This window comes from Streptomyces araujoniae (assembly GCF_050871195.1).
GTDB lineage: Bacteria > Actinomycetota > Actinomycetes > Streptomycetales > Streptomycetaceae > Streptomyces > Streptomyces bacillaris.
Window position 1 is genome coordinate 6515826 of the sequence record NZ_CP194070.1, and the last position, 21619, is coordinate 6537444.

The following is a 21619-nucleotide window of genomic DNA, read 5'->3' on the forward strand; positions in this document are numbered from 1 at the left end:
AAAGGGCGTCGGGGAAGCCGGTCGGAAATCAAGGCCTCACCTCTTCACATGCAGCATGGTGATGTTCTCGCTCCATTGAACGGTCATCGATGTCGGTTGCTGACCTTGCGGGAACGCGCCGCGTATGGCGTTGGAGACCTGGGTCAGCCCGGCATCGGACTTCCCTTCCTTCCCGTAACCGGCCGGAGATGCGGAGCGAGTGAAGGATTCGACCGTCATCTCATTGGTCAGCTTGAAGTTCACGACCCCCCTGCCGCTGGCCGCGTCATGACTCGCGATGGAGGCCTCCAGAGTATAAGACCCCAGTACGGCGGTCGAGGCGGCTCCGTCCGCCGACTTGCTCCCCAGGACCGACATCATCAGGTTCGCCCCGTCGATCACGGCGAGATCCTTCATCTCCAGTCCGAGATCCTGGGCGCCGAAGCGCGTCTGGTAGCCGAGGCCTCCGTAAGTCTCACCCACCTTACATTCCTTGCACTGCGAGAACAGTCTCTTCACCTTCGAGATCCAGAGCTGCTGGCGCACCTGCTCGGTGAACCGGTCGTCCTGGCCGAAGTCCCACTTCACGGGGTTGGCGCCGATGGCCCAGAGAGCGAAGATCTGAGCGGCATCGGGGTTCATCGGATTCAGTTTCTCCACGGGAAGCCCGGAGCGGTATGCCGCGGTCGCGCGGGGTGCCACCTGCTGCGACTTCTGCCACTTCTTCCGGTTCTGCCCGTGCAGCCGCTGGGTCTCCATATTGCGGGCGACGATCTTCTTGTAGTCCTTGCCCTGCTTCACGGGCTTCGTTCCGCCCTTGCACACGTACATGCCGTTGACGCATTCCTCGAATGCTTCGCCACTCGGGTCGGCGAATCTCAGCGGATTGTTGTTGCCGTAGGAGTAGCCGTGCATCTGCTGGGAGTCAGTGAGGTCCATGAGCGGGTCGACGGAGATGAAGCGACCCAGTTCCGGATCGTATTCACGAGCGCCCAGGTGGGTGAGGCCGGTGGATTCAGTGTCGTCGGTGCCGCCGACGAACCCCTTGCTGCCGGGCCATGACGTCGGAGTGGTGCCGCGTGTCCCGCCGAAGGGGAGGGCTCGGCGCTGGGCGATGGCGAGGGTGCCGGCCTGGACGGCGAGCTGGCCGGTGCCCTGGTGGTCGGCGATGGTGAAGCTGAAGGTGCCGTCGTCGCTGAGGACGGCGGTGTGGCCGCCGCCGAGGTCGGCGTACCGGGTCGCCTTCGCCTTGTCGGCTCCGGCCTCGACGGTGACCTCGGTGTGGCCGAGGTAGAGCGTCGTCTCCGTGGGCGTGCGGCCGATGAGCCGGTTGCCGGAGGTGTCGTAGAGGTAGCTGGTGGTCATGCCGTCCTCGGTGACCGTGGCGAGGTGACCCTCGGCGTCCCAGGTCAGCTCCTGGCCCGGACGTTCGGTGGTGTTCCCGACCTGGTCGTAGCCGAAGGCCTCGGTGACGCTGCCCGTGGGGCCGGTCGTGGTGCGCGAGGTGAGGCTGTGGGCCTGCGGCGATCCCGGGGCCGGGTAGGTGTAGGCGCGCTTCTCGTCCTTGGACACGTCACCCGTCACGTCGTGCCGGGTCTCGGAGGTGCGGTTGCCGGTCTTGTCGTAGCTGTAGGAGTGCCAGTACGGGGCCGGTCCGCCGACCTCGCCGGCCGCGGGGGCCGATGCGCAGGCCGTGGTGGGCTGGGTCCACGCCTTGGTGAGCCGGCTGAGGAAGTCGTAGGTGAAGCACTGGTTGTCCGTGCCGGTCCGCGAGACGTCGGCGACGGAGCGGATGTTGCCCGCCTCGTCGTACCGGTAGGTGGCGTGCCGGTCGACGCCAGGCTGCTCCTCGCGGTCCACCCGTGAGGTGGCCAGTCTCTGCGTGCCCCACTCGTAGACGTTGGTGACCTGGGTCTTCCTGCCGCCACCGGTCAGGCCCATGGTGTGTTGGAGGGGCTTGCCGGTGTAGCTGTAGGTGGTGCTGGACGTCATGCCCTGCCCGTACACCGAGACCGGTCGGAGTGTCTCGGCCTCGTAGGCGTGGATGAACGACCCGCCCGGCAGCGATCCCGCCGCGGAGTAGCTGCTCCCGCCGGGCAGTCCGGACGGGAGGTACGAGTTACCGGTCTGGTACGTGCCCGCGAGCTTGCCCTCGACCTCCGGGATGACCACGGACGTCCTGAGCGGGCGGTAGAGAGTGTCGTAAGCGGTCACCTTGGACGTGTACGCGTGCCCGCCGGCGTAGCGGATGGACTCGGCGAGTTGGCCCTTGGCGCCGCTGACCGTGTCGTAGACCTGCTCTGTGCGGAGGGTTCCGGTGACCGAGCCCTCGCGGACCTGGGTCTGCCGGCCGAGCCCGTCGTAGACATAGGCGAGCCCGGGTACGTCGGTCCGGGAGCCCTTGCTGAAGATCAGCTGGTTTCGGTCATCGTACGTGTGGTCCGTGGTGCCCTTGGCCGGGTCGGTGGTGCTGGTCTGGCGGCCGAGCTGGTCGTAGGAGTAGGTCCAGTCGTTGCCTGCGGGGTCCGTGACCTTGAGCAGCTCCCCGCGGGGTGTGTACCGGTAGGAGATGGTGTCGTACGTCGCGTCCGCCGCGCGGGTGTGGTGCTGGCGCAGTTCGGTCATCTGGCCGCGGGCGTCGGTGACAGTCGTGGTCGTGGTGCCGCCCACGGGCGGGATCACGGTGGTGCGGTCGCCGCCGTAGATGTTCCTGGTGGTGTTCAGGACGGTACCGCCGTCACCGTTGCCCGCGATCTGGCGGGTTTCGACCGGTCGGTTCAGGCCGTCGTACGTGATGTGGGTCTGGGTCTCGACGGACAGGGCGTCAACGGGCTTGAACAGCTTCGCGGAGGGCTTGCCCGTCACGTAGTAGGGTGCGAACGCCTTCGTCTCCAGGCCACGTTCGTCGTAGAAGACGTCGTCGACCAGGGTGCCGCCCTCGGGCCCGGGGCTCTGGGTCTGACGACCGCGGAGGAACCCGTCGTACAACGCGTACGACGTGATCTGGCCGCCGGCGTTGTTGAGCGTCCTCGTGGCCACCGACACCGGTGCGTTCTCGGCGATGGTGTAGTCGAACTGCTGGCTCGGCGTCTGGCTGGTCCGCCGGTTTGCCAGCCACACCTTCGCGGTGCGGCCCAGGGCGTCGTACGTGAAGTCGGTGACGTTGCCGTTGGTGTCGGTCTGTTTCGTCGGCACAGCACGGCGTGGGTCGATGAGTGTGGTGGCGGTCTGGGCACTGGTGGAGTCGTCGGCCTTCGCCGGCGGCGTCGTGGTCCTGACCTGGGTCGCGAAACCCGTGGCCGGGGTGTGGACCGTGGTGCTCGTGCGGCCGTCGGCCCGTGCGGTGCGTACGGGTGCGGCGCTGCCGGTGACCGTGACGTCGGCCGTGAGGTCGGTGTTGGTCAGTGGCCGGCCGTAGATGTCGTAGGTGGCGCCCGACTCCAGGTACGTGGCCTTGGAGCCGTCGTGGCTCTTCAGGGTGGCGGTGGCGGTGACATCGCCCTTGGTCGGCGCCGCACCGTAAGCACCGCCGTCAAAGGCGGAACGGGTGTCGCTCAGGACGTCCTTGGAGCGGTCCACCGTGGCGGAGCACGCCTTGGTGACGGTCTCCACTCGGGAGGACAGGGTGATGATGCCGGTGGTGTTGGACGGGTAGGTCGTACGGGTGCACTGGTCGTCGGCCGATGTGCTGTCGTCACCGAAGTCATCGGCCTGGACGACCCGTCCGGCGACGGTGTCCATCGTGAGGGCGGTCGACGTGGTGCGCCATGCGCTGCCCGCGCCGTTGTCGAGGGAGACCCAGCTCTTCGTGCTGGAGGTGCCGGTGAGGTTGGCGGTGACGGTGCCCCAGTCCCGGACCTTCTTCGCCGTCTCGTGGTGCCAGGGGCGGCTGACCGACTTGCTGAGGACCTTCCCGCCGGGGTTGTCGAAGGTGACGGTTCTGTATTCGAAGCCGGCCGCGGCCTCATGGTCGGTGATCGCGCTGCCTTCACCGACCGGAAGTGCGACGGAGACACTCTTGGTGCCGCCGGTCTTGTTCTTTCGGTCGCCGTGCATACCGCGCAGGAAGTAGGAGTCCTCCTGCGTCTTCAGGGCGGCGTCGCCGCCCTGCCCACCGGTCCTGACCCTGACCTGGCCGTAGCCGCGCCACTGGGACCAGGTCTTCTCCTTCTCCTTGGTCAGGCCGTCGTCGTCGTTGTAGTGCCAGGCGGCGTCACCGAGGTACTGGTAGCTGGTGACCTGGTCCGGTGAGCCGCCGGTGCGGTCGGTCTGGGTGACGGATGTCGTCACGTACTTGTTGAACCAGTGTTCGGTGGCGGGGTCTGTGTCGTTGCCTCCGATGTACTGGGGGAAGCAGCGGGTGGTGTTGGTCTCCGGGGTGGGCAGGGAGTTCCAGTTGCAGGCCGGTGCCGAGTAGTTGGCGCTGATCTGTCCGCCGGACTCGTCGTCGATCGCGGAGAGCCTGTCCTTGATGAAGGGGGCGAATCCGTCGCCGGTCCTGTCCAGGCGGTTGGCGAGCTGGGTGTACGCGAACGTCGTCTTCGGGAGCGTGACGGCCGGGGTCGCGGACTCACCGGTGTGCTGGATGCTCTCCAGCAGGAGCTGGTAGTCGGTGTCGGCCATGCCCCAGCGGTGGGTTAGCTTCCAGGAGTCGACCTTGTCGTAGGTCCCGGCATCGTTGAGGACCTGGGTGGTGATGCCCGTCAGCCGCTTGCGGGTCCAGAACGACGGCGACATACGGCTGTTGTCACAGCTCGTGCCCGCCTTGCAGTTGAGGTCCCAGGGGGTGTCGTACCAGTGGAAGGCCTGGGAGTCGATCGCGTCCGCGGCGCACGTGACACCGGACTTGGGCAGGCAGCGCTCGTCATTGGCGAAGACGACCTGGGAGAGGGGCTTGGTGCTGTAGAGGTCGTTGGACCGCTGTCCGTAGTCGATGCGCTTGAGCGTCCCGCCCCGGGTGTAGGGGGTGTCGTCGGTGGCCTTGAGGTTGCGGCCGTAGGAGTTGGTCTCCTTGGCGTAGTGGTAGCTCATGGCGTTGCCGTGGGGGTCCACGACGTAGTCGAGGTTCCACCGCCACCCCTGCTGGCACCAGGAGTCCGCGAACGTCGCTCCGTGGCACTTCTCGCCGGAGTTGTTGCCGTAGACCGGCAGGGTCCAGGTGGAGTCGGTGGTCGGCTTGCCCGTGGTCCAGCCGGGCAGCCGGTTGTAGCCGAAGAAGTACTGGATGCCGTCAGGGGACGTGAGACGCCAGTACTCGTTGTCGTTGTCACCGTTGGCACGGTCGGCGGACTCCAGCCGGGTGACCCGGGTGCCGTCGTCGACCTTGAGCTTGAACTCGTCCTTGCCGGCCGGGACGAGCTCGCCGCCCGACCCGTTGAAGGAGATGAACGCGTTGTCGTAGGCCCAGCACATGTCCCCGGGCTTCCGGCCGTCGGCGTGTTTCACACCGTCGTCCGCGCAGGGCTTGTAGCGGCGCTCGATGAATCCCGGCCACAGATCGAAGCCGTCACCCACCCAGGAAGCCTGGTTGTTCGTCCCGCCGGTACGGCCGTCGACCGTCCCGGACGCGTAGGAGAGACCCACACTCGGTTCCAGGCCGCCCGGGACCTCCGGGGTCTGGATGTCGTAGGACCACGTGAAGTCACCGGTGTTCAAGCTGGTGTCCCACGTGGACGAGGGCGACAGCGAGGTCGCCTTGTAGTCGCCCTTGTCCCCGTCCGCCGCCGCCACGGTGGCAAGCACGGTGGGTGCCCCCGCCCGCAGCGCCACTGCGTCCGCCGTCAGCGTCCGCGCGGCCGTGTCGTTCACCGCGGCAACGGGCGTGCCGCTACGGCACCCCGCCTTGTCCGGGGTGGTGAGCGCACAGGCCGGAAGTTCGACCAACCGCATGCGGGAGGCGTAGGAACCCCCGTACGCCTCCGTGAACGCCTCGTAGTCCACCGACACCGCGATCGGGGTATCGGCAGGGCTACCCCCTGAACGGCTCGTGACAGCAGGGGACTTCGGGGTGAGCGTGAACAGCACACCACTCACACCGGCCCGCGCCGCCTGCTTGCGGTCGAGGATGCGGGAGGTGACGTTAGCAGGGGCTGAGGACGCGGACGCGACCGACCTGGCCCCCGCGGCCGCCCCCTTCTCGGTCCCCGAGCCGGCCTTGGCACCGGCCCCTGCACCGGCCTCGGCGACACCGATGCCGATCGGCTGCCCCTTCGGCCGGGCAAAGCGCGCATTCCCCTTCGCGCCGACGTCTGGGACGGCCACCGTCGCCTCACCGGCGGCGGGCAGCGCCACCTGTGGGGCATCAGCGGGAACCCTCGGCCCCTTGGTCACGGCCCGCGGCCTGACCTGGTCGGTCCTGCTGCCGTCGACGGGCTCCTCCGAGGCCGGCAGGCCGGGAAGGTTCGTCACGGCGGACGCGGAGACGGGAGCCGCAGCGGCCTGCAACAGCGTTGCCACCATCACGGTCGACAGAACGATCGAGGCACGGCGGAGCCGCCCGGCTCCGGGTGCTCCGGGTGGAGGTATACGGGTGGGTCTCATTAGGGTTCGTCCATTGCTGCCAGATGCTCAGCCCCGCGGAAGAGGGCGGAGCACGGTGAGGTGAGGTGGGAATTGCAAAGGCCCGAGGCAGGCCGGCCGGCGAAGGCCGGGCCCGCCCCGGGCCCGTCATGTCAGCTTCCGCTGGGTACTTCGGTGGGCATGTCGAACCAGGACCCGCTCAGCTTGACGATCTGGTTCTCGCTGAGGGCGCCCTGGAACGTCCAGACGTCGTCGATCGAGCCTGCGAAGTAGCCGCCGGGGCTGTCACCCTGGGCACGGCCCACCTGGAGCGCACCGGTCGCCTTGAACGTCAGGACGTCGTCGGCCCAGGCGATGAGGTCCTGGCAGCCCGACTCGTCCGCGTTGCCGTCGCCGTCGGCATCGTCGCAGGCGACCTCCTGGAGGACGCCGTTGACGTACAGGCTCGCCTCCTTCGCGAATCCGTCGTAGACCACGGCGATGTGGTTCCAGTCCCGGACGTCGGTGAACTCGGTGTTGCCCAGCTGCTTGACCCCGGCAGCCGCGTTGTCCTTGTCGGCGACCGTGAGCTGCCAGCTGCCGAGGCCTTCCGGGTGCTTCGGATCGGGGTGGTAACGGACCTCCAGCGCGCTGCGGTTCGCACCTCCGGCGCTGAGCACCGCCATGTCGTGCTCCGGCAGTGCTGCCGCCTGTGCCCACGCGGTCATCGTGAAACTGGACCCTGTGTCCACGGGCATCTTCGCCGTCGCGGCGTAGGCGTTCGTGCCGTTCAGCTGCAGAGCGTTGTTGTCGATCCAGCCCATGCCCAGCTCGGCGGCGCCGTACAGGCTCAGGGGGTTCTTCTCCTCCGAGGAGTCCGGAGTGGTCGTCGGCGTCCCCGCGGTGGTCCCCTCGAAGTTCCACCGGCTCTTGATCAGGGGACGCTGCCGGAACATCTGCTGGACCTCTTCGGCGGAGACAGGGCGTGCGAAGAGGCGGACGTCGTCGATCGTGCCGGGGAAGAAGTTCCTGATCGTCTGGGCGGAGGCACCCGCTCCGATCAGCATGGACTGGTCGGCGTAGAAGGCCTTGTCCAAGGTCACGGACTGGGCCTTCTGGCCGTTGACGTAAAGGGTCAGGGTCTTGGCGACGGTGTCGTGGACGCCGGTCAGATGGGCCCATTCACCGGCGCGGGCCGTCGTTCCGTCCGGCTGCATGGCCCGTACGGGTTTGGCGTCGGCCGTGTCGGCGGAGTACTGGTTGAAGGCCCACCGGTCATAGGTCGCCGAGTAGTACAGCTCGAACCCCGGGGCGAAGCTGCCGGTCTGGGAGGCGATGATGGCCGCGCTCTTCGGCTTGGCGGTGTTCAGCTTGGCCCAGGCGCTGACGGTGAAGCTGCGTGAGGTGTTGACGTGCGGGCCGGTGGTCTGGCCGATCTTCGCATACCCGGTGGTTCCGTTGAACTGTGCGGCCTTGCCCGCCATGCCGGGAACGCCGGTGGTGACGCCACCGTTGTACTTCGCGGGCAGTACGCCGCCATGGCCTCGGATCTCCGTGGCGCCTGCCTCCTCGTCGAGCGGGAAGACGGCCACGGCCGGACGTCCGGGGTCGCCGACGGGCTGATGGGCGTACAGCTTGTTGACCTCTCCCTGCGTGATCACCTTGTCGAATATCTGCACCTCGTCGACGGCTCCGGGGAAGAACGCCTTCGTGACCCCGCTGTACGTACCCGCTCCGATCTGCAGTCCACGGCGGCCGTTCCACGCGTTGGGCAGCGCCGTCTCACCGACGAGCTGACGGTTGACGTAGAGCCGCAATTGCTTGGCAACACCGTCGTACGAACCGGTCAGGTGAGTCCAGGTGTTCGCGCTCACGCCACCGGGCTGGGCGGCCATCGCCCGGATGATCTTCGCGTTCGGTGTGTCCGTCTCGTACTGGTTGAACACCCACCGGTCCAGCGATGCCGAGTAGTACAGCTCGAAACTCGGACTGTGGTTGCCCGGCTGTGCGGCCACGATCGCCGCGCTGTTCGGCATCTTCGACAGCTTGACCCATGCGGAGACCGTGAAGCCCCGGGTCGTGTCGACCACCGAGAGGTCGGAGGAGGCGTAGGCGTCGGTGCCGTTGAGTTCGAGGGCGGTGCCCTTCGTCCCCTCCGCGCCGGTGGTCGCGCCTCCGTTGAGGGCCAGAGTGCGCGGCGGCGTGGAGCCCTGCGCCTCGGTGGCTCCGGCCTCTTCGTCGAGTTGCCAGGTGGCTCGTTCGGGCTGTCCGGCCTTGACCCGGAACTGGTACGTACGGATCTCCGACCCGTTCCCGGCGGCGTCGAAGGCCTGGGCGGTGATGAAGTTCAGCCCCGGCTTGGAAGGCAGGAACGGAACGCTCTGGGCGGCCCCACCCGTGGTGGTCAGCTGACGGGCCGAGGTGGGGTCACTGTTGATGCCGTACCGATAGCTCGTCACGTCACTCGACGACGACTTGAACGTGAACGTGCCGTACTGGCCCACCCCGTCCAGCCACGGATCGTTCGGATCATCCGGCTGCGAGGCCGGGTACTCCGGGGACGTGATTGTCGGAGCCGCCGGGACGGTCTTGTCGTAGACGAAGTAGCAGGCCGTCGGGTCACCCGCCGAGGACCACGGGGAGTACTGGGCGCCGTCGTAGGAGCGGACGTGCCAGTGCACCGCCTTGTTCTGCGGGATCGTCGTCGGCAGACTCAGGGTGAATCCGGAACCGGACTTCTTGTACGAGGTCAGGGCGGGCTTCCACCGGGCGATCAGGCCCTTGCCGTCGCCCGCGTCCCACAGCGCCTGCACCTGGACGGCGACATTGTCACCGTCGGGGTCCGTGACGCCGTTCATGTTGATCTTGCCGAGCGTCCGCACGCGGGGAGCGCTGCCGGGGCGCTTGCAGACGCCTCCGTACTCCATCGACAGCTGGGACATCTTGAGCTGTGCGGGCGGCCGGTTGTACTTCACCCGCAGGAACGCCTTGTCCGAGAACCGCTTCCAGCCCAGCCCGTCCGACTCGCTCGCCGCCCGCAGGCCGAACGTCATCGTGGACCACTTGCCGTTCGCGGCCTCCTGCACCGCCGCCTTCACATCGAACTCGGCATCCTTCGCCGCACAACCCGTATAGCCATGGGCGAACGACCTCGAACCGAGCTGCTTGATCCAGAAACCCGACGCGTTCTGCGAGTTCCACGTCGTCGAAGAGGAGATGTCCTTCGTCCGCCACAGCTCGACACTCTTGGCCGTGCACGAGGCCGACCAGGTGTTCCGCACCACGAACTCCGCCGACAGAATCGACTTCCCCGCGAACTTCGACGTCGGCAGCCGGTACAGCAACCGCTTCGTATCGTGAGGCTGGCAGTAGTTCCAGTTGCAGTAACCCATACCGGCGTCGGACTCACCGTTGAACTTCCACTGCGGAGAGGACGCCCAGTACTTCGACGCCATCGTCCACGCCGAAGCCCGCGGCGAGTACCACTGCGGATCGATGAAAACGGGGTACGTCGTGTCCTCGCCCCGCAGCACCTCCGCGTCCGGGGTCAGCACCAGCTCCTCACCCCCGGCCGGAAGCGCCACCCCCACCGGAGCCAGCTTCCCCGATTCCGTGGGGGCCGCCTCATCCTCGCTCCCCGGGGCGGCGGCGACCGCCGCCCCCCGGGCCGCGGGTGCCGACCGGGCGGACGCGCCGTCGGGCTTTCCGGCCGCGGTGCTGGAGTCCCACATCATCGGGCGCGGGGCCTCGAACACCGCCCCCTTGGCGCCCTCGTCGACCGCCTCCAGGCCGCCGCCGGACGTCTCCCGCACCTCCATGCCGTCCGCGGCCAGCTTCAGACGCAGCTCGGAGAGCTTCTCGTTCGCCGCCGCCTCCGCGGACTTGACCACCAGCAGCTGCGTGAAACCGTCCTCCTGCGCCTCCATCCGCAGATCCACATCCGGAAGCACATTCCGGTACGTGGCCCTGGGACCGTCCGTCTCCGGCACGGGCAGCTTCTCCGGCCAGGACAGCGCCAACTCACGGCCCGCCTTCCGCATCCGAACGAGCGGTGTGTCACCGCCCCCGGAGAACGCCAGATCCACCGTGGCCACCTTCGGCGCCACACTGCCGTCCACCGCACGGACCAGCCCGGTATCGACCGGCTGCCACACGCCCTTGACCCGGGCCCGGACGGGGCGCAGATACTCCCGCGCCTCCAAGCTGCCCTCAGGCGTCGCGAAGACCTCGCTGCTCTCACCGCGCAGCGACATCACCTCAACGGGCCGACCGGTCTGTTTCGCCTCCGCCTGCGCGACGTCAACGGTCGCCCCGGCCTCTCCGGTTTGCCCGGCCTCGCTCGCGGGGGCAACCGAACGGGCCGTCGGCGCGGCGGCCGCCTGCGGCGCCAGGCTCGCCAGCACAGCAAGGCCGATAGCTCCTGTGACCAGCCCGGTTGCTCTCCGGCAACGCAGTTGCCCCCACAAAGTCCCCACCCCGCCTGTGCATGATGCTCCTCTCACATTTGAGGAACTGAGCGGACTCTATGGAGATGTTGTGTGAATAGCCAGAGACATATGTAGACACCAAGCGGCTTAAAACCGGGCATCCGGTCTGTGAAGAGTCTCACTTTCGTCCATCCTGGGGAGGAGCTACTGACCTCTCGCAGCGAAGGTTGAGCGTTGTCATCGAAGGTTGGTGACCGCTAAGTGTGCTGGCCCCGGACGAGTTGGCGATTGGCACCCGGCTGGATCACGAAATAGATCAGTGCTGCGACGGCCGCCACGCTCGCTGCGAGTGCCAGCGTGCCTGGAAGAGACCACGCCGCGGCTGGTCCGGCAGCTGCTGCACCCAGGGCAAATCCGGTGATCTTCAGGCTGGCGCCGGTGGTGAAGATCTGGCCTCGTAGGCGGTCCGGGGCTTCCCGGTGACGGACAGCGAACAAGGCGGCCAGTTGAGGCCCTTCCCCTATCCTCACGATGAGTACGGCTGGTTGAGCCCACGCGGCCAACGCCAGCGCAGCAGCCTGGACAAGGGAACTGGCCCAGATGATCGTGTCGGGGGTGACTGAACGCGGGAACCCGGCGAGTGCGGCGTTGGCCACCAAAGCTGCGATCGCCACGCAGGAGAGCAGCATCGCACCGCGGCTGGCCCCGCCCAGAACACATTCGCCGAGGAGCGGGATGCACGCCATCGGCATTCCCTGCGCGATGCAGGAGACGGTCGAGGTGAGAGTGGCTCGGGCCAAGGACGGTCTTTTGAGTATGACCCGCACTCCGGCAACAAGGTCTCTGGTCAGCGAAGTTGCTTGCACTGCGAGCACTCGGCCTGGACGGGCGAGCAGCATCCACGCGGCGGGCAGCGCCAGGGCGATGAGTACCGCAGAGACCGCCACGGCCGTCGGAGCGCCTAGCTGTATTGATCACGAGCGTTGTTAACGCTGGGCAGGTCTTGATCATGACGAAGACCTCCGGTGTGGTGGAGGTGTCTACGCTGCACCGCACACGGAGGTCTTCGTGTCACACCGTAATGCCCGCCTGACCGTTCACGGCAGGCGGATCCTGGTCGCACGCGTCCTGGCAGGGCCGTCCGGTCGCGCATGTGGCTGCCGAGATGGGCGTATCGAGGCCCACGGCCCGCAAATGGGTCCGCCGCTGGAAAAGCGAAGGCGACGCAGGTCTTGTCGACCGGTCCAGCAGGCCGTGCAGGACCCCGCACCGGACACCGGCCGCCGTGGAAGACCGCGTCTGCGATCTGCGGCGAACCCGAAAGCTCGGACCTGCGCGGATCGGCCCGATCATTGGCCTGCCCGCATCCACCGTGCACCGGGTCCTCACCCGCCACCGGCTCAACCGGCTGGCCTGGCTCGACCGCCCGACCGGCATCGTGATCCGCCGCTACGAACGTGAGCACCCCGGGGAGCTGATCCACATCGACGTCAAGAAACTCGGCCGGATCCCCGACGGCGGCGGCCATAAGATCCTGGGCCGCCAGGCCGGCTGCGCCACCCGCAACAACGTCGGTTTCGACTACGTCCACTCCGCCGTCGACGACCACTCCCGCCTCGCCTACAGCGAAATCCACCCCGACGAGAAAGTCGCGACTTGCGCAGCCTTCCTGACCCGGGCCGCCGCGTTCTTCGCCGACCTCGGCATCACCCGGATCGAGCGCGTTCTCACGGACAACGCGTGGGCCTACCGCAAGGGCCTGGCCTGGAAGCAAGCCCTGGCCGGCATCGGCGCGACCGGCCAGCTCACCCGCCCCTACCGGCCCCAGACCAACGGCAAAGTCGAACGCTTCAACCGCACCCTCGCCGACGAATGGGCCTACCAACGGCCCTACACCACCAACAACGAGCGGACAGCAGCCCTGGCAGACTTCCTCCACACCTACAACCACCACCGCAGCCACACCGCACTCGGCGGCCACCCACCCATCACCCGCGTTAACAACCCTGCGGGTCAATACACCTAGCGCCTCTGCCGCACCGCCAGCGAGAGCCGGACTGGCCAGACCTGCCATGTTGAACGTCATGGCATCCAGGGCATTCGCTCGGGGCAGGTGGTGCCCATCCACCACGCGCGGAAGTTGGGCCGTCCATCCCCCCGACAGCGCCGGCCCAAGCAGCCCTGTCGCCGCTGCGATCAAGATCGTGACGGCGAACGGCCACCGGCCGAGTCCCCCAAGGATCACCCCCAGCCCCACCGCATACAGGACGAGGGCCCCAGCCAGCAGCCGTCCCGGCCGATCCCTTCTGTCGAGGAGCACCCCGAGCACTGGCCCTCCTACCGCGGCAGAGATCGTGATAGCCGCGAGCAGCGATGACGCGGCGATGGCCGATCCGGTCACGGCAAATGCTGTCAGCATCAGTGCCGGTCCCGACATCTCGTCCCCGGCACGGGCTGCCACCGCGCCGATGAGATAGAAGCGGAGTGAGTAACGCTTTACTATCAACAGGACGTTACGGAGGTAACTCAAAGCTGTGCAATATGCGTTACATTCCACAGGTGTCATTCCACAGCGACGATTGGTCCGCCCGGCACTCCGTGCTGACCACAGCCCGGCGCACCGCCGCCCTGATCAACGCTCTCTCTGACGACTGCCCCGAACCGGCTGACGTCGCCGACGTGCTCCGTGCATACGGCGAGACCGACCCCGTTGACCTCACCACCCTCGATGTCGCAGAAATGCAGGCGGCTGCCTCCCTGCTGCGGCCAGTCTTCGCTGCCGAACATGTCGATGACGCCGCGTCCACGCTCAACCAGCTCTTGACGGACCACACCGGACCGCTCCGCCTGACCTCGCACAGAGGCAGCACCCCCTGGCGCCCCCACCTCGACCGCGAGGACAACGCCCCCTGGAACGAGTGGCTCCTCACCTCGTCCTGCATGGCCCTGACCGTTCTCGTCTGGGACCGCCAACGACCACCCGGCAGGATCTGCGCATCCCCCACCTGTCAAGAGGTCTTCATCAACCATGGCAGCGGTCCGGAGCGCCGCTACTGCTCCCGCCGATGCGCGACCCGCGAACGAGTCGCAGCCCACCGACGCTCCCGCTCCGCCGAGCAGCCAAACGAAGCCAAATAGGACGCCAAGGTCCAGCGCAACATCGCTCAACCTTCGATGAGAATTACTCAACCTTCACTGCGACAGGTCAGCTACAGGCCGCTCGGTGCAACTTCTGAGCACGGAAGGCGCATCGATCCGGCATCAACTTCGTCGACACCGCCGACGTCTACTCGCAGGGCGAGTCGGAGGCCTCGTCGGCAAGTCGCTCGCGGGCGGCCGACGCGACAACGTGGTGCTGGCCATCAAGTTCCACGGCCGGCTGGGCGACGACCCCAACGAGTACGGCAACAGCCGCTGTTGGATCATCCGCGAGGTGGAGAACAGCCTGCGCCGCCTCTCCACCGACTGGATCGACCTCTACCAGGTCCATCGCCCCGAGCCCGACACCGACTTCGACGAGACCCTGGGCGTCCTGACCGACCTGGTCCGCCAGGGCAAGATCCGCTACATCGACACCTCCGCCTTCGAGCCCTCCGCCATCGTGGAGGGCCAGTGGACCGCCGAGCGCCGGGGCCGCGAACGCGTGGTCGCCGAGCAGCCCCCGTACTCCCTGCTCGCCCGGGGCATCGAGCGCGAAGTCCTGCCGGTGGCGCAGTGGTACGGGCTCGGTGTGCTCTCCTGGAGCCCGCTGGCCGGCGGCTGGCTGACCGGCCGCTACCGCCCGGGCGCCGAACAGCCGGCCTCCAGCCGTGCCGAGCGCCAGGCCGCCCGCTTCGATATCGCCGCGCCGGAGAACGCGGCCAAGCTGGCGGCCGCCGACGCGCTCGCGGTCCTCGCTGAGGAAGCCGGTCTCACCCGCGTCCAACTCGTCCTGGCCCTCGTGCTGGAGCACCCGGCCTTCACCTGGGCCATCATCGGGCCGCGCACCTTCGAGTAGCTGGAGAGTCAGCGCGGCGCCGACAAGATGAGGCTGAGCAGGGACGTCCTCGACCGGATCGACGAGATCGTCCCGCCCGGCACCAACCTGTCGGCGCGCGAAGCTGGTTACACCCTGCCGTCCCTCACCGACGACTCCCTGCGCCGCCGTTCGGCTTGACGGCGCAGGGGGAGAAAGGCCCCGGTCACTGGCGGATGCGCTCGCGGATCCAGACCCCGGCCTCCTTCAGGACCCCGGTCCCGGTCCAGTTGGTGCCGCTGCACGTGCCGGTCTTGAAGACGGCACCGGAGCGGTGGTCGTCGGAGTAGTTCCAGTTGGTCCAGGAGATCTTCTTGCGCTTCATCAGGTCGAGGTAACGCTGCGACATCGCGAAGTCGTTGGCGCCCTCGCCCGCGTAGTTCTGCGTCCCGAACTCGGTGACGAAGACGGGGAGCCGGTCCGAGGCCCGGTCCAGCGTCGCGAGGTACGCCTCGCGGTGCGACGCCGCGTAGAAGTGGAAGGTGTACATGATGTTGGAGGCGCGGACCGGGTTGTTCACCACCTCGGACTCGTTGGAGCCCTCCGAGACCCCGAACGAGGACCAGGCGCGCGTCCCGACCAGGACCACCGCGTCGGGGTCCTGCGCCCGGATGACCGGGATGATCTGCTCGGAGTAGGACTTGATGGCCGACCAGCTCACCCCCGAGGGCTCGTTGGCGATCTCGTAGAGCACGCCCGGGTGGTCCTTGTACTTCTTGGCCATCGCGGTGAAGAAGGTCTTGGCCCGCGCGAGGTTCGCGTTCGGGTCGCCCGGGGAGAGCATGTGCCAGTCGATGACGGCGTACATGCCGCGCGCGTGCGCCGCGTCGATGAACTTCTGCGCCCGGGCGGTGAACCCGGCCGGGTCGGTCTCGTACCCGCCCTCCTGTACGTAGGTGGAGACGCGCAGCACGTCGGCGCGCCAGTCCTGGGCGAGGGCGTTGAGGGACCCGTCGGTGACGCACTGGGCGTACCACTGGGTGCCGTGGGTGCTCATGCCGTTGAGGGCGATCGCCTGGCCGGAGGCGTTGCAGAGCTGGAGACCGCAGACGCGGAGCTGGCCGTTGGCCGCGAGCGGGGTGGCGGCCCTGGCCTTGGCGGGCTCGCCGGCAGCGGTGGCCGCTCCGGCCTGGACGGGGGTCAGGAGTGCGGTGACCACGCCGAGCGCGGCGGCGCCGAGCAGGGCCTTACGGGTGAGGCGGCGCCGGCCGGTCGGGGGCGCGGCCGTGGGTTCGGTGGGGGACGTGGGGGCGGTGGTGCGCTGGTGCATGGTGGTGCTCCCTTCGGATGGGGGTGGGAGACGCCATGGCGGCAGGACTGAAAGTAAAGCTTCCTTCCAATTGGCGTCAACAGTGTTGGGAAAGTTTCCTGTCTATTAGCTCGCGGGAGCGCACGGACATGAGTCAGGGGCCCCGAAAGGCCCCTGACTCCCCGCCCGCTCCCTCAGCCGGTCACTCGGTGGGGAGCGGGTACACCGCCAGCGAGAACGAGTGGCCGGCCGGATCCCCGTACACCCGGACGTCGCGCGGACCGCTGTTGCTGTCACCGGTGTCGACGGGCCTGGCCCCCAGCGATATCGCCTCGCGTTCGGCCTCGTCGATGTCCTCGCGGCTCACCAGGATCCGCAGGTGGGCCTGTTGGGAGTCCTCCGGGCGGGGCCAGCTCGGCGGCGCGTAGCCGTGGTCCCGGCGGATCGCCAGCCGGACGCCGTCGTTGCCGACGATCTCCACGAAGTCGGGGTCGGAGCCGATCCGGGTCTCCGCACCGAGCAGACCGGCGTAGAACTCGGCCAGCTCCATGGGTTCGGCACAGTCCAGGACGAGAACGCTCGTTTTCTCCACAGTCATGCGGGAACTGGTACCCCCGGCCGCCCCGGACACGCCGGGCCGGGCCCCGCCACACCGCCCACGTCCCGGACGGGCCCGCCCCGGACGTCCAGGATGAGGAAACCCCCGGCCCGACCTAAGGTGCGAACCATGGCAGAGAGCGCGGCCCGACCCGGCCCGGCCGGACGCGACGCCCCCGCGGACGGCCCCGACCCCCGGCGCTGGAAGGCGCTGGCGGTCTGCCTGGTGGCGGGCTTCATGACCCTCCTCGACGTCTCCATCGTCAACGTGGCCCTCCCCTCCATCCGCGAGGGTCTGAACACCCCAGAGTCCGACCTCCAGTGGGTGGTCTCCGGCTACGCCCTCGCCTTCGGCCTCTTCCTGATCCCCTCGGGCCGCCTCGGCGACGCGCGCGGCCGACGGGCCGTCTTCATGGCCGGGCTCGCCCTCTTCACCCTGGCCTCCGCCGCCTGCGGAGCCGCCCAGTCCAGCCTGTGGCTGGTGATCGCCCGACTGGTCCAGGGCATCGCGGGCGGCCTGATCTCCCCCCAGATCTCCGCCCTCATCCAGCAGCTGTTCTCCGGGCGCGAGCGCGGCCGGGCCTTCGGCATGTTCGGCACGGTCGTCGGCATCTCCACGGCCGTCGGCCCGCTCCTCGGCGGGCTGCTCATCCAGGCGGCGGGCCCCGAACACGGCTGGCGCTGGGTCTTCTACGTCAACCTCCCGCTCGGTGCCCTCTGCCTCCTGCTGGCCCACCGCCTCCTCCCCGACACCCCCTCCGCCGGCCGGGTCCGCCCGCGCGACCTGGACCCGTTCGGCGTGCTGCTCCTGGGCGCCGGGGTGCTCGCCCTGCTGCTCCCGTTCGTCCAGGCCCAGCAGTGGCCCGGCAACGGCAAGTGGCTGCTGGTCCTGCTCGCCGCCGCGCTGCTCACCGCCTTCGTCGCCTGGGAGGCCCGCTGCACGGGCGGCCGCACACAGCCGGTCCTGGACCTCTCCCTCTTCCGGCTGCGCTCCTACTGGCTGGGGTGCCTGCTGATCCTGCTCTACTTCGCCGGATTCACCTCGATCTTCTTCGTCACCACCCTCTACCTCCAGTCCGGCCTGCACTACTCCGCCCTCCAGGCCGGACTGGCCATCACCCCCTTCGCCCTGGGCTCCGGGGCGGCCGCGTCCCTCGGCGGCCGGCTGGTCGGCCGGTTCGGCCGCCCGCTGGTGGTGGCCGGACTCCTGATGGTCGCCCTCGGCCTCGCGGGCACCGCCCTCGCCGTCCACTGGGTCCCCGGCAGCGGCGCGGGCTGGGCGATGGCCGCGCCGCTGCTCCTCGCCGGGCTCGGCAGCGGTCTGGTGATCGCCCCGAACCAGACGCTGACCCTCGCCGAGGTCCCCGTCCACCGGGCCGGGAGCGCCGGGGGCACCCTCCAGACCGGGCAGCGGGTCGGCTCGGCGGTCGGGATCGCCGCCGTGGGCGCGGTGTTCTTCGCCCAGATCGGCCCGGGGAGCTGGGCGGAAGCGTACGACCACGGGCTGATCGTCTCCGTCGCCTTCGTGCTGGCCGCACTCATCGTGGCCCTGGCCGACGTGGGGGCCGACCGGCTGGGCAGGCGACGTGAACGCAAGGAATCCACCGACCCATCGAGGAGCACGGCATGAGCGACACCGGCACGGACAGCGACACCGGCAGCGGTACGGGGGCCACGGCGGAGAGCGCCGGGAGCGACGGCAACACCTCCTACGGCCACAAGCCCTTCAAGCGGTCCCGCAGCCACTTCGCCGACCGCATCACCGCCGACGGCCGCGACGGCCGCCCCGTGGAGCCGGGCCGCTACCGGCTGGTCGTCAGCCGCGCCTGCCCCTGGGCGAGCCGCGCCCTGGTCTCCCGCCGCCTCCTCGGCCTGGAGGACGCCCTCTCCCTCGCCGTCGCCGACCCGATCCAGGACGACCGGAGCTGGCGCTTCACCCTGGACCCGGACGGCCGGGACCCGGTGCTCGGCATCCGCTATCTGAGCGAGGCGTACGACGCCCGGGAGCGCGACTACCCCGGCGGAGTCAGTGTGCCGGCGATCGTCGACGTACCGAGCGGCGAGCTCGTCACCAACGACTACCAGCGGATCACCCTGGACCTCGCCACCGAGTGGACCGCCCTGCACCGCCCCGGCGCCCCCGACCTCTACCCCGCGCCGCTGCGCGCGGAGATCGACGAGGTGATGGACGGCATCTACCGGGACATCAACAACGGCGTCTACAAAGCCGGTTTCGCCAGCACCCAGAAGGACTACGCGGAGGCCTACCGGGCCCTCTTCGCCCGTCTGGACCAGGTCTCCGCCCGCCTCGCGGACCGGCGCTACCTGGTCGGGGACACCATCACCGAGGCCGACATCCGCCTCTTCACCACCCTGGTCCGCTTCGACGCGGTCTACCACGGCCACTTCAAGTGCAACCGGAACAAGCTGACCGAGGACCCGGTCCTCTGGGCGTACGTCCGCGACCTCTACCAGACCCCCGGCTTCGGGGACACGGTCGACTTCGACCACATCAAGCGCCACTACTACCAGGTGCATACGGGCATCAACCCGACCGGCATCGTCCCGCTCGGCCCCGACCTCTCCGGCTGGACCACCCCGCACCACCGCGAACAGCTCGGCGGCCGCCCCTTCGGCGACGGCACCCCGCCGGGGCCGGTGCGGGAGGACGAGCGGGTCACCCCGATCGACCGGGTCTGAACTCCGGCCGGCCGGACCGGGACCCCGGTCCACCGGGTCCGGCCCGCTCCCGGCAGGGGACGGCGCCTCAGCTCACCCGGGGCGGAGGCGGCGGCTGCGGTCCGAGCGTGTCGGTGGCGAGCGAGGAGCGGGCCAGCACCACGCACCCCACCGCGATCAGCCCCACCCCGGCCAGCTCGGGCAGCAGCCACCACCCGGTGCGCAGCTCCTCCGCGAAGAGCGTCACCCCGTACAGGATGCTGATCAGCGCGTCCCCGAGCGTCAGCACCGGCTGCACCGCCACCAGGCTCCCCGCGTGCAGGGCGTTCTGGAGCAGATACAGCGCCCCCACCCCGGCCGCCGCCGACGCGTACAGCTGCCAGGAGGACAGCAGCGCGACCGCCCCGCCGTCCGACCCCAGGCGCGCCATCGCGTCCTTCATCAGCGCGGCCGTCAGCGAGTAGCCGCAGGCGGAGGCGAGCCCCAGCAGGGCCGCCCGGGTGTCGCCGCGCGTCCGCAGCGCGGCGACGATCACGGCCGCCTCGAACGCCCCGGTCAGCAGCAGCGTCGGGATCCAGTCCGCGCCCCGCACGGAGTCGGTGCCGTCGACCGGCGCGGCCGCCGCCAGCCCGATCGCCAGCCCGGCGGTCACCGCGACGACCCCGTACCAGACCGTACGCGGCGCCCGGACGCCCATCGCCCAGCCGGCCACCAGCAGGGTCGCCGGCAGTTCGATGACGAAGATCGGCTGCACCACCGAGATGGGCCCGGTCGCCAGCGCCACCGCCTGGAAGACGGCCGCCACGATCACCAGCCCGATCCCGGCCAGCCACACCCGCTGACGCAGCAGCCGGCCGATCAGGGAGAGGCGCATCGCCTCGCTCTGCGGCACCCTCATCGCCGCCCGGCGCTGGAGCACCGTTCCGGATCCGTTGCTCAGGGAGGTCAGGACGGCGAAGAGGACACTGATCACCGGTTCATCATGGTGCGGGCGGACCGGGAGCGCGCGGGACAGGGGGCCGGTGGGCGTAACCCCCGCGTTTCGGCGCTTCGGCGTACCCCGGCCGTCACGCCGTCGTGCTGTCGTCGTGCTGTGTCATCCACGGCGTCCAGCCGTCGTCCACCGCGCCCTGTCGTCCTGCCGTCGTCCATCGCGCGGTCGCGCGGTCGCGCGGTCGTGCCGTCGTCCACGCCGTCGCTACGGCAGCAGCCCCGCCCGCCGGGCCGCCACCACCGCCTCCAGCCGGGTGTGCGCCCCCAGCTTCCGCATGGCCGAGCGGAGGTAGCCCTTCACCGTTTCGGGGCGCAGTCCCAGTTGACGGGCGGCCGCCGCGTTCGTCGCGCCCGCCGCCACGCACGCCACCACGTCCACCTCGCGCGGGGCGAGCCGCACCTGGGGGGCGGCCGCCGGGGTCCGCGCCCCGGAGGCCGAGGCGAGGCGGCCGCAGACGGCCAGCAGGTCGTCGCGGAGCGCCGGGTCGGCCACGCGCGGGGCCAGCGCGCGCAGCTCCCGGTGGGCCTCGCGCACGTCCTCCCAGGCGCCCGGAGCCGCGCCGGGGCCGGGCGCCGCCACCTGGTCCCGGGTCAGCGCCAGCAGCTCCCGGACCTCGTCGCGGACCACGAGCGCCTGCTCCACGTCACGGGCCGCCGCCACCGCCGCGTCGAAGGTCCGGTCCCCGAGGGTCACCGGCGTCCGCAGGGCCCCGTACAGCACGCCCCGTACCGACCGGCGTACGACGACGGGCACCGCGACCACCGAGCGCAGCCCCTCCGCCGCGACCGCCGTGTCGTACTCGTGGCTGATGTGGCGCGAGACGGGGTAGTCCGTCACCGCGCAGGGCCGGGCGAGGGCGATCGCCTTGCCGCCCAGGCCGCTCCCCGCCGAGATGACCAGCCCCCGCAACGCGCTGGTCTGCGCCCCGTTCAGCTCCCCGATCCGGGCGTGGCGGGCGTCCGCGAGCAGCCCGCCGAAGACCACCGGCAGCCCGCTGGTGCGGCGCAGCCCCGCCAGGGCCGCACGCATCTCGACCGCATCGGCCGCATCGACCGGTTCCGGCACTCCGACGCCTCCCCATCCGCGCGAACCGTCCCCCGGGCGGAGGGCGGCACCACCCCCGTCCGGGGGTGGTGAGACCTGGGTCACTGTTTGCATGATGTCAGGCGACCGGTCGGGTC

At 69.4% G+C, this 21619-nt stretch carries 12 protein-coding genes and 2 pseudogenes; 6 read left to right on the plus strand and 8 right to left on the minus strand.

What is annotated here, in order from left to right; translation table 11 throughout:
* Nucleotides 1–36: 36 nt before the first annotated feature.
* The 3 genes from ACQ9ZG_RS27880 to ACQ9ZG_RS27890 form a co-directional block, all read right to left on the minus strand.
* Nucleotides 37–6438, minus strand: a complete 6402-nt coding sequence (locus ACQ9ZG_RS27880) for an RHS repeat-associated core domain-containing protein (protein WP_109914335.1) — start codon at nucleotides 6436–6438, stop codon at nucleotides 37–39.
* Nucleotides 6439–6650: 212 nt separating this feature from the next.
* Nucleotides 6651–10730, minus strand: a complete 4080-nt coding sequence (locus ACQ9ZG_RS27885; RefSeq protein ID WP_499281341.1) for a LamG-like jellyroll fold domain-containing protein — start codon at nucleotides 10728–10730, stop codon at nucleotides 6651–6653.
* A 431-nt stretch (nucleotides 10731–11161) separates the two neighbouring features.
* Nucleotides 11162–11650, minus strand: coding sequence for a hypothetical protein (locus ACQ9ZG_RS27890; protein ID WP_109915271.1), 489 nt, complete (start codon nucleotides 11648–11650; stop codon nucleotides 11162–11164).
* Between the two features lie 322 nt (nucleotides 11651–11972).
* On the opposite strand from ACQ9ZG_RS27890, the pseudogene ACQ9ZG_RS27895 reads away from it, so the two are divergent.
* Nucleotides 11973–12930: pseudogene (locus ACQ9ZG_RS27895) on the plus strand (IS481 family transposase).
* On the opposite strand, the pseudogene ACQ9ZG_RS27900 reads toward ACQ9ZG_RS27895, so the two are convergent.
* Nucleotides 12916–13341, minus strand: a pseudogene (locus ACQ9ZG_RS27900) (MFS transporter); the annotation flags it as partial. The pseudogenes ACQ9ZG_RS27895 and ACQ9ZG_RS27900 sit on opposite strands and share 15 nt — an antisense overlap.
* 104 nt (nucleotides 13342–13445) lie before the next feature.
* Between ACQ9ZG_RS27900 and ACQ9ZG_RS27905 the strand changes: the two are divergent.
* The 3 genes from ACQ9ZG_RS27905 (at nucleotide 13446) to ACQ9ZG_RS27915 (ending at nucleotide 15060) form a co-directional block, all read left to right on the plus strand.
* Nucleotides 13446–14042 carry a CGNR zinc finger domain-containing protein gene (locus ACQ9ZG_RS27905; RefSeq protein WP_109915272.1) on the plus strand — a complete coding sequence of 199 codons (597 nt, stop codon included), beginning with the start codon at nucleotides 13446–13448 and terminating at the stop codon, nucleotides 14040–14042.
* A gap of 211 nt (nucleotides 14043–14253) precedes the next feature.
* Nucleotides 14254–14901 (plus strand): aldo/keto reductase, encoded by a 648-nt coding sequence (locus ACQ9ZG_RS27910; RefSeq protein WP_375138301.1) that lies wholly within the window; start codon nucleotides 14254–14256, stop codon nucleotides 14899–14901.
* A 27-nt stretch (nucleotides 14902–14928) separates the two neighbouring features.
* On the plus strand, nucleotides 14929–15060 hold the full coding sequence (locus ACQ9ZG_RS27915; protein WP_375138302.1) for a hypothetical protein: 132 nt from the start codon (nucleotides 14929–14931) through the stop codon (nucleotides 15058–15060).
* Nucleotides 15061–15085: 25 nt separating this feature from the next.
* Here ACQ9ZG_RS27915 and ACQ9ZG_RS27920 read toward each other — a convergent pair whose 3' ends face one another.
* Entirely contained in the window at nucleotides 15086–16189 is a 1104-nt protein-coding gene (locus ACQ9ZG_RS27920; protein WP_109915273.1) for a glycoside hydrolase family 5 protein, read from the minus strand.
* A 181-nt stretch (nucleotides 16190–16370) separates the two neighbouring features.
* Nucleotides 16371–16766 (minus strand): VOC family protein, encoded by a 396-nt coding sequence (locus ACQ9ZG_RS27925; RefSeq protein WP_026238139.1) that lies wholly within the window; start codon nucleotides 16764–16766, stop codon nucleotides 16371–16373.
* 129 nt (nucleotides 16767–16895) lie between these two features.
* Here ACQ9ZG_RS27925 and ACQ9ZG_RS27930 point away from each other — a divergent pair, with 129 nt between their 5' ends.
* Both ACQ9ZG_RS27930 and ACQ9ZG_RS27935 read left to right on the plus strand, forming a co-directional pair.
* The gene (locus ACQ9ZG_RS27930; protein WP_028418191.1) at nucleotides 16896–18395 is read left to right on the plus strand and encodes an MFS transporter; all 1500 of its coding nucleotides are present in this window, start codon (nucleotides 16896–16898) and stop codon (nucleotides 18393–18395) included.
* The gene (locus ACQ9ZG_RS27935) at nucleotides 18392–19465 is read left to right on the plus strand and encodes a glutathione S-transferase family protein (protein ID WP_109914122.1); all 1074 of its coding nucleotides are present in this window, start codon (nucleotides 18392–18394) and stop codon (nucleotides 19463–19465) included. Before ACQ9ZG_RS27930 ends, ACQ9ZG_RS27935 begins: the two co-directional genes overlap by 4 nt.
* Before the next feature lie 67 nt (nucleotides 19466–19532).
* On the opposite strand, the gene ACQ9ZG_RS27940 is transcribed toward ACQ9ZG_RS27935, so the two are convergent.
* Together ACQ9ZG_RS27940 and ACQ9ZG_RS27945 are read right to left on the minus strand one after the other, a co-directional pair.
* Entirely contained in the window at nucleotides 19533–20417 is an 885-nt protein-coding gene (locus tag ACQ9ZG_RS27940; RefSeq protein WP_028418193.1) for a DMT family transporter, read from the minus strand.
* Nucleotides 20418–20642: 225 nt separating this feature from the next.
* A complete protein-coding gene (locus tag ACQ9ZG_RS27945) occupies nucleotides 20643–21503 on the minus strand; it encodes a response regulator transcription factor (protein WP_018491553.1) in 861 nt (286 codons plus the stop codon).
* Between the last annotated feature and the right edge of the window lie 116 nt (nucleotides 21504–21619).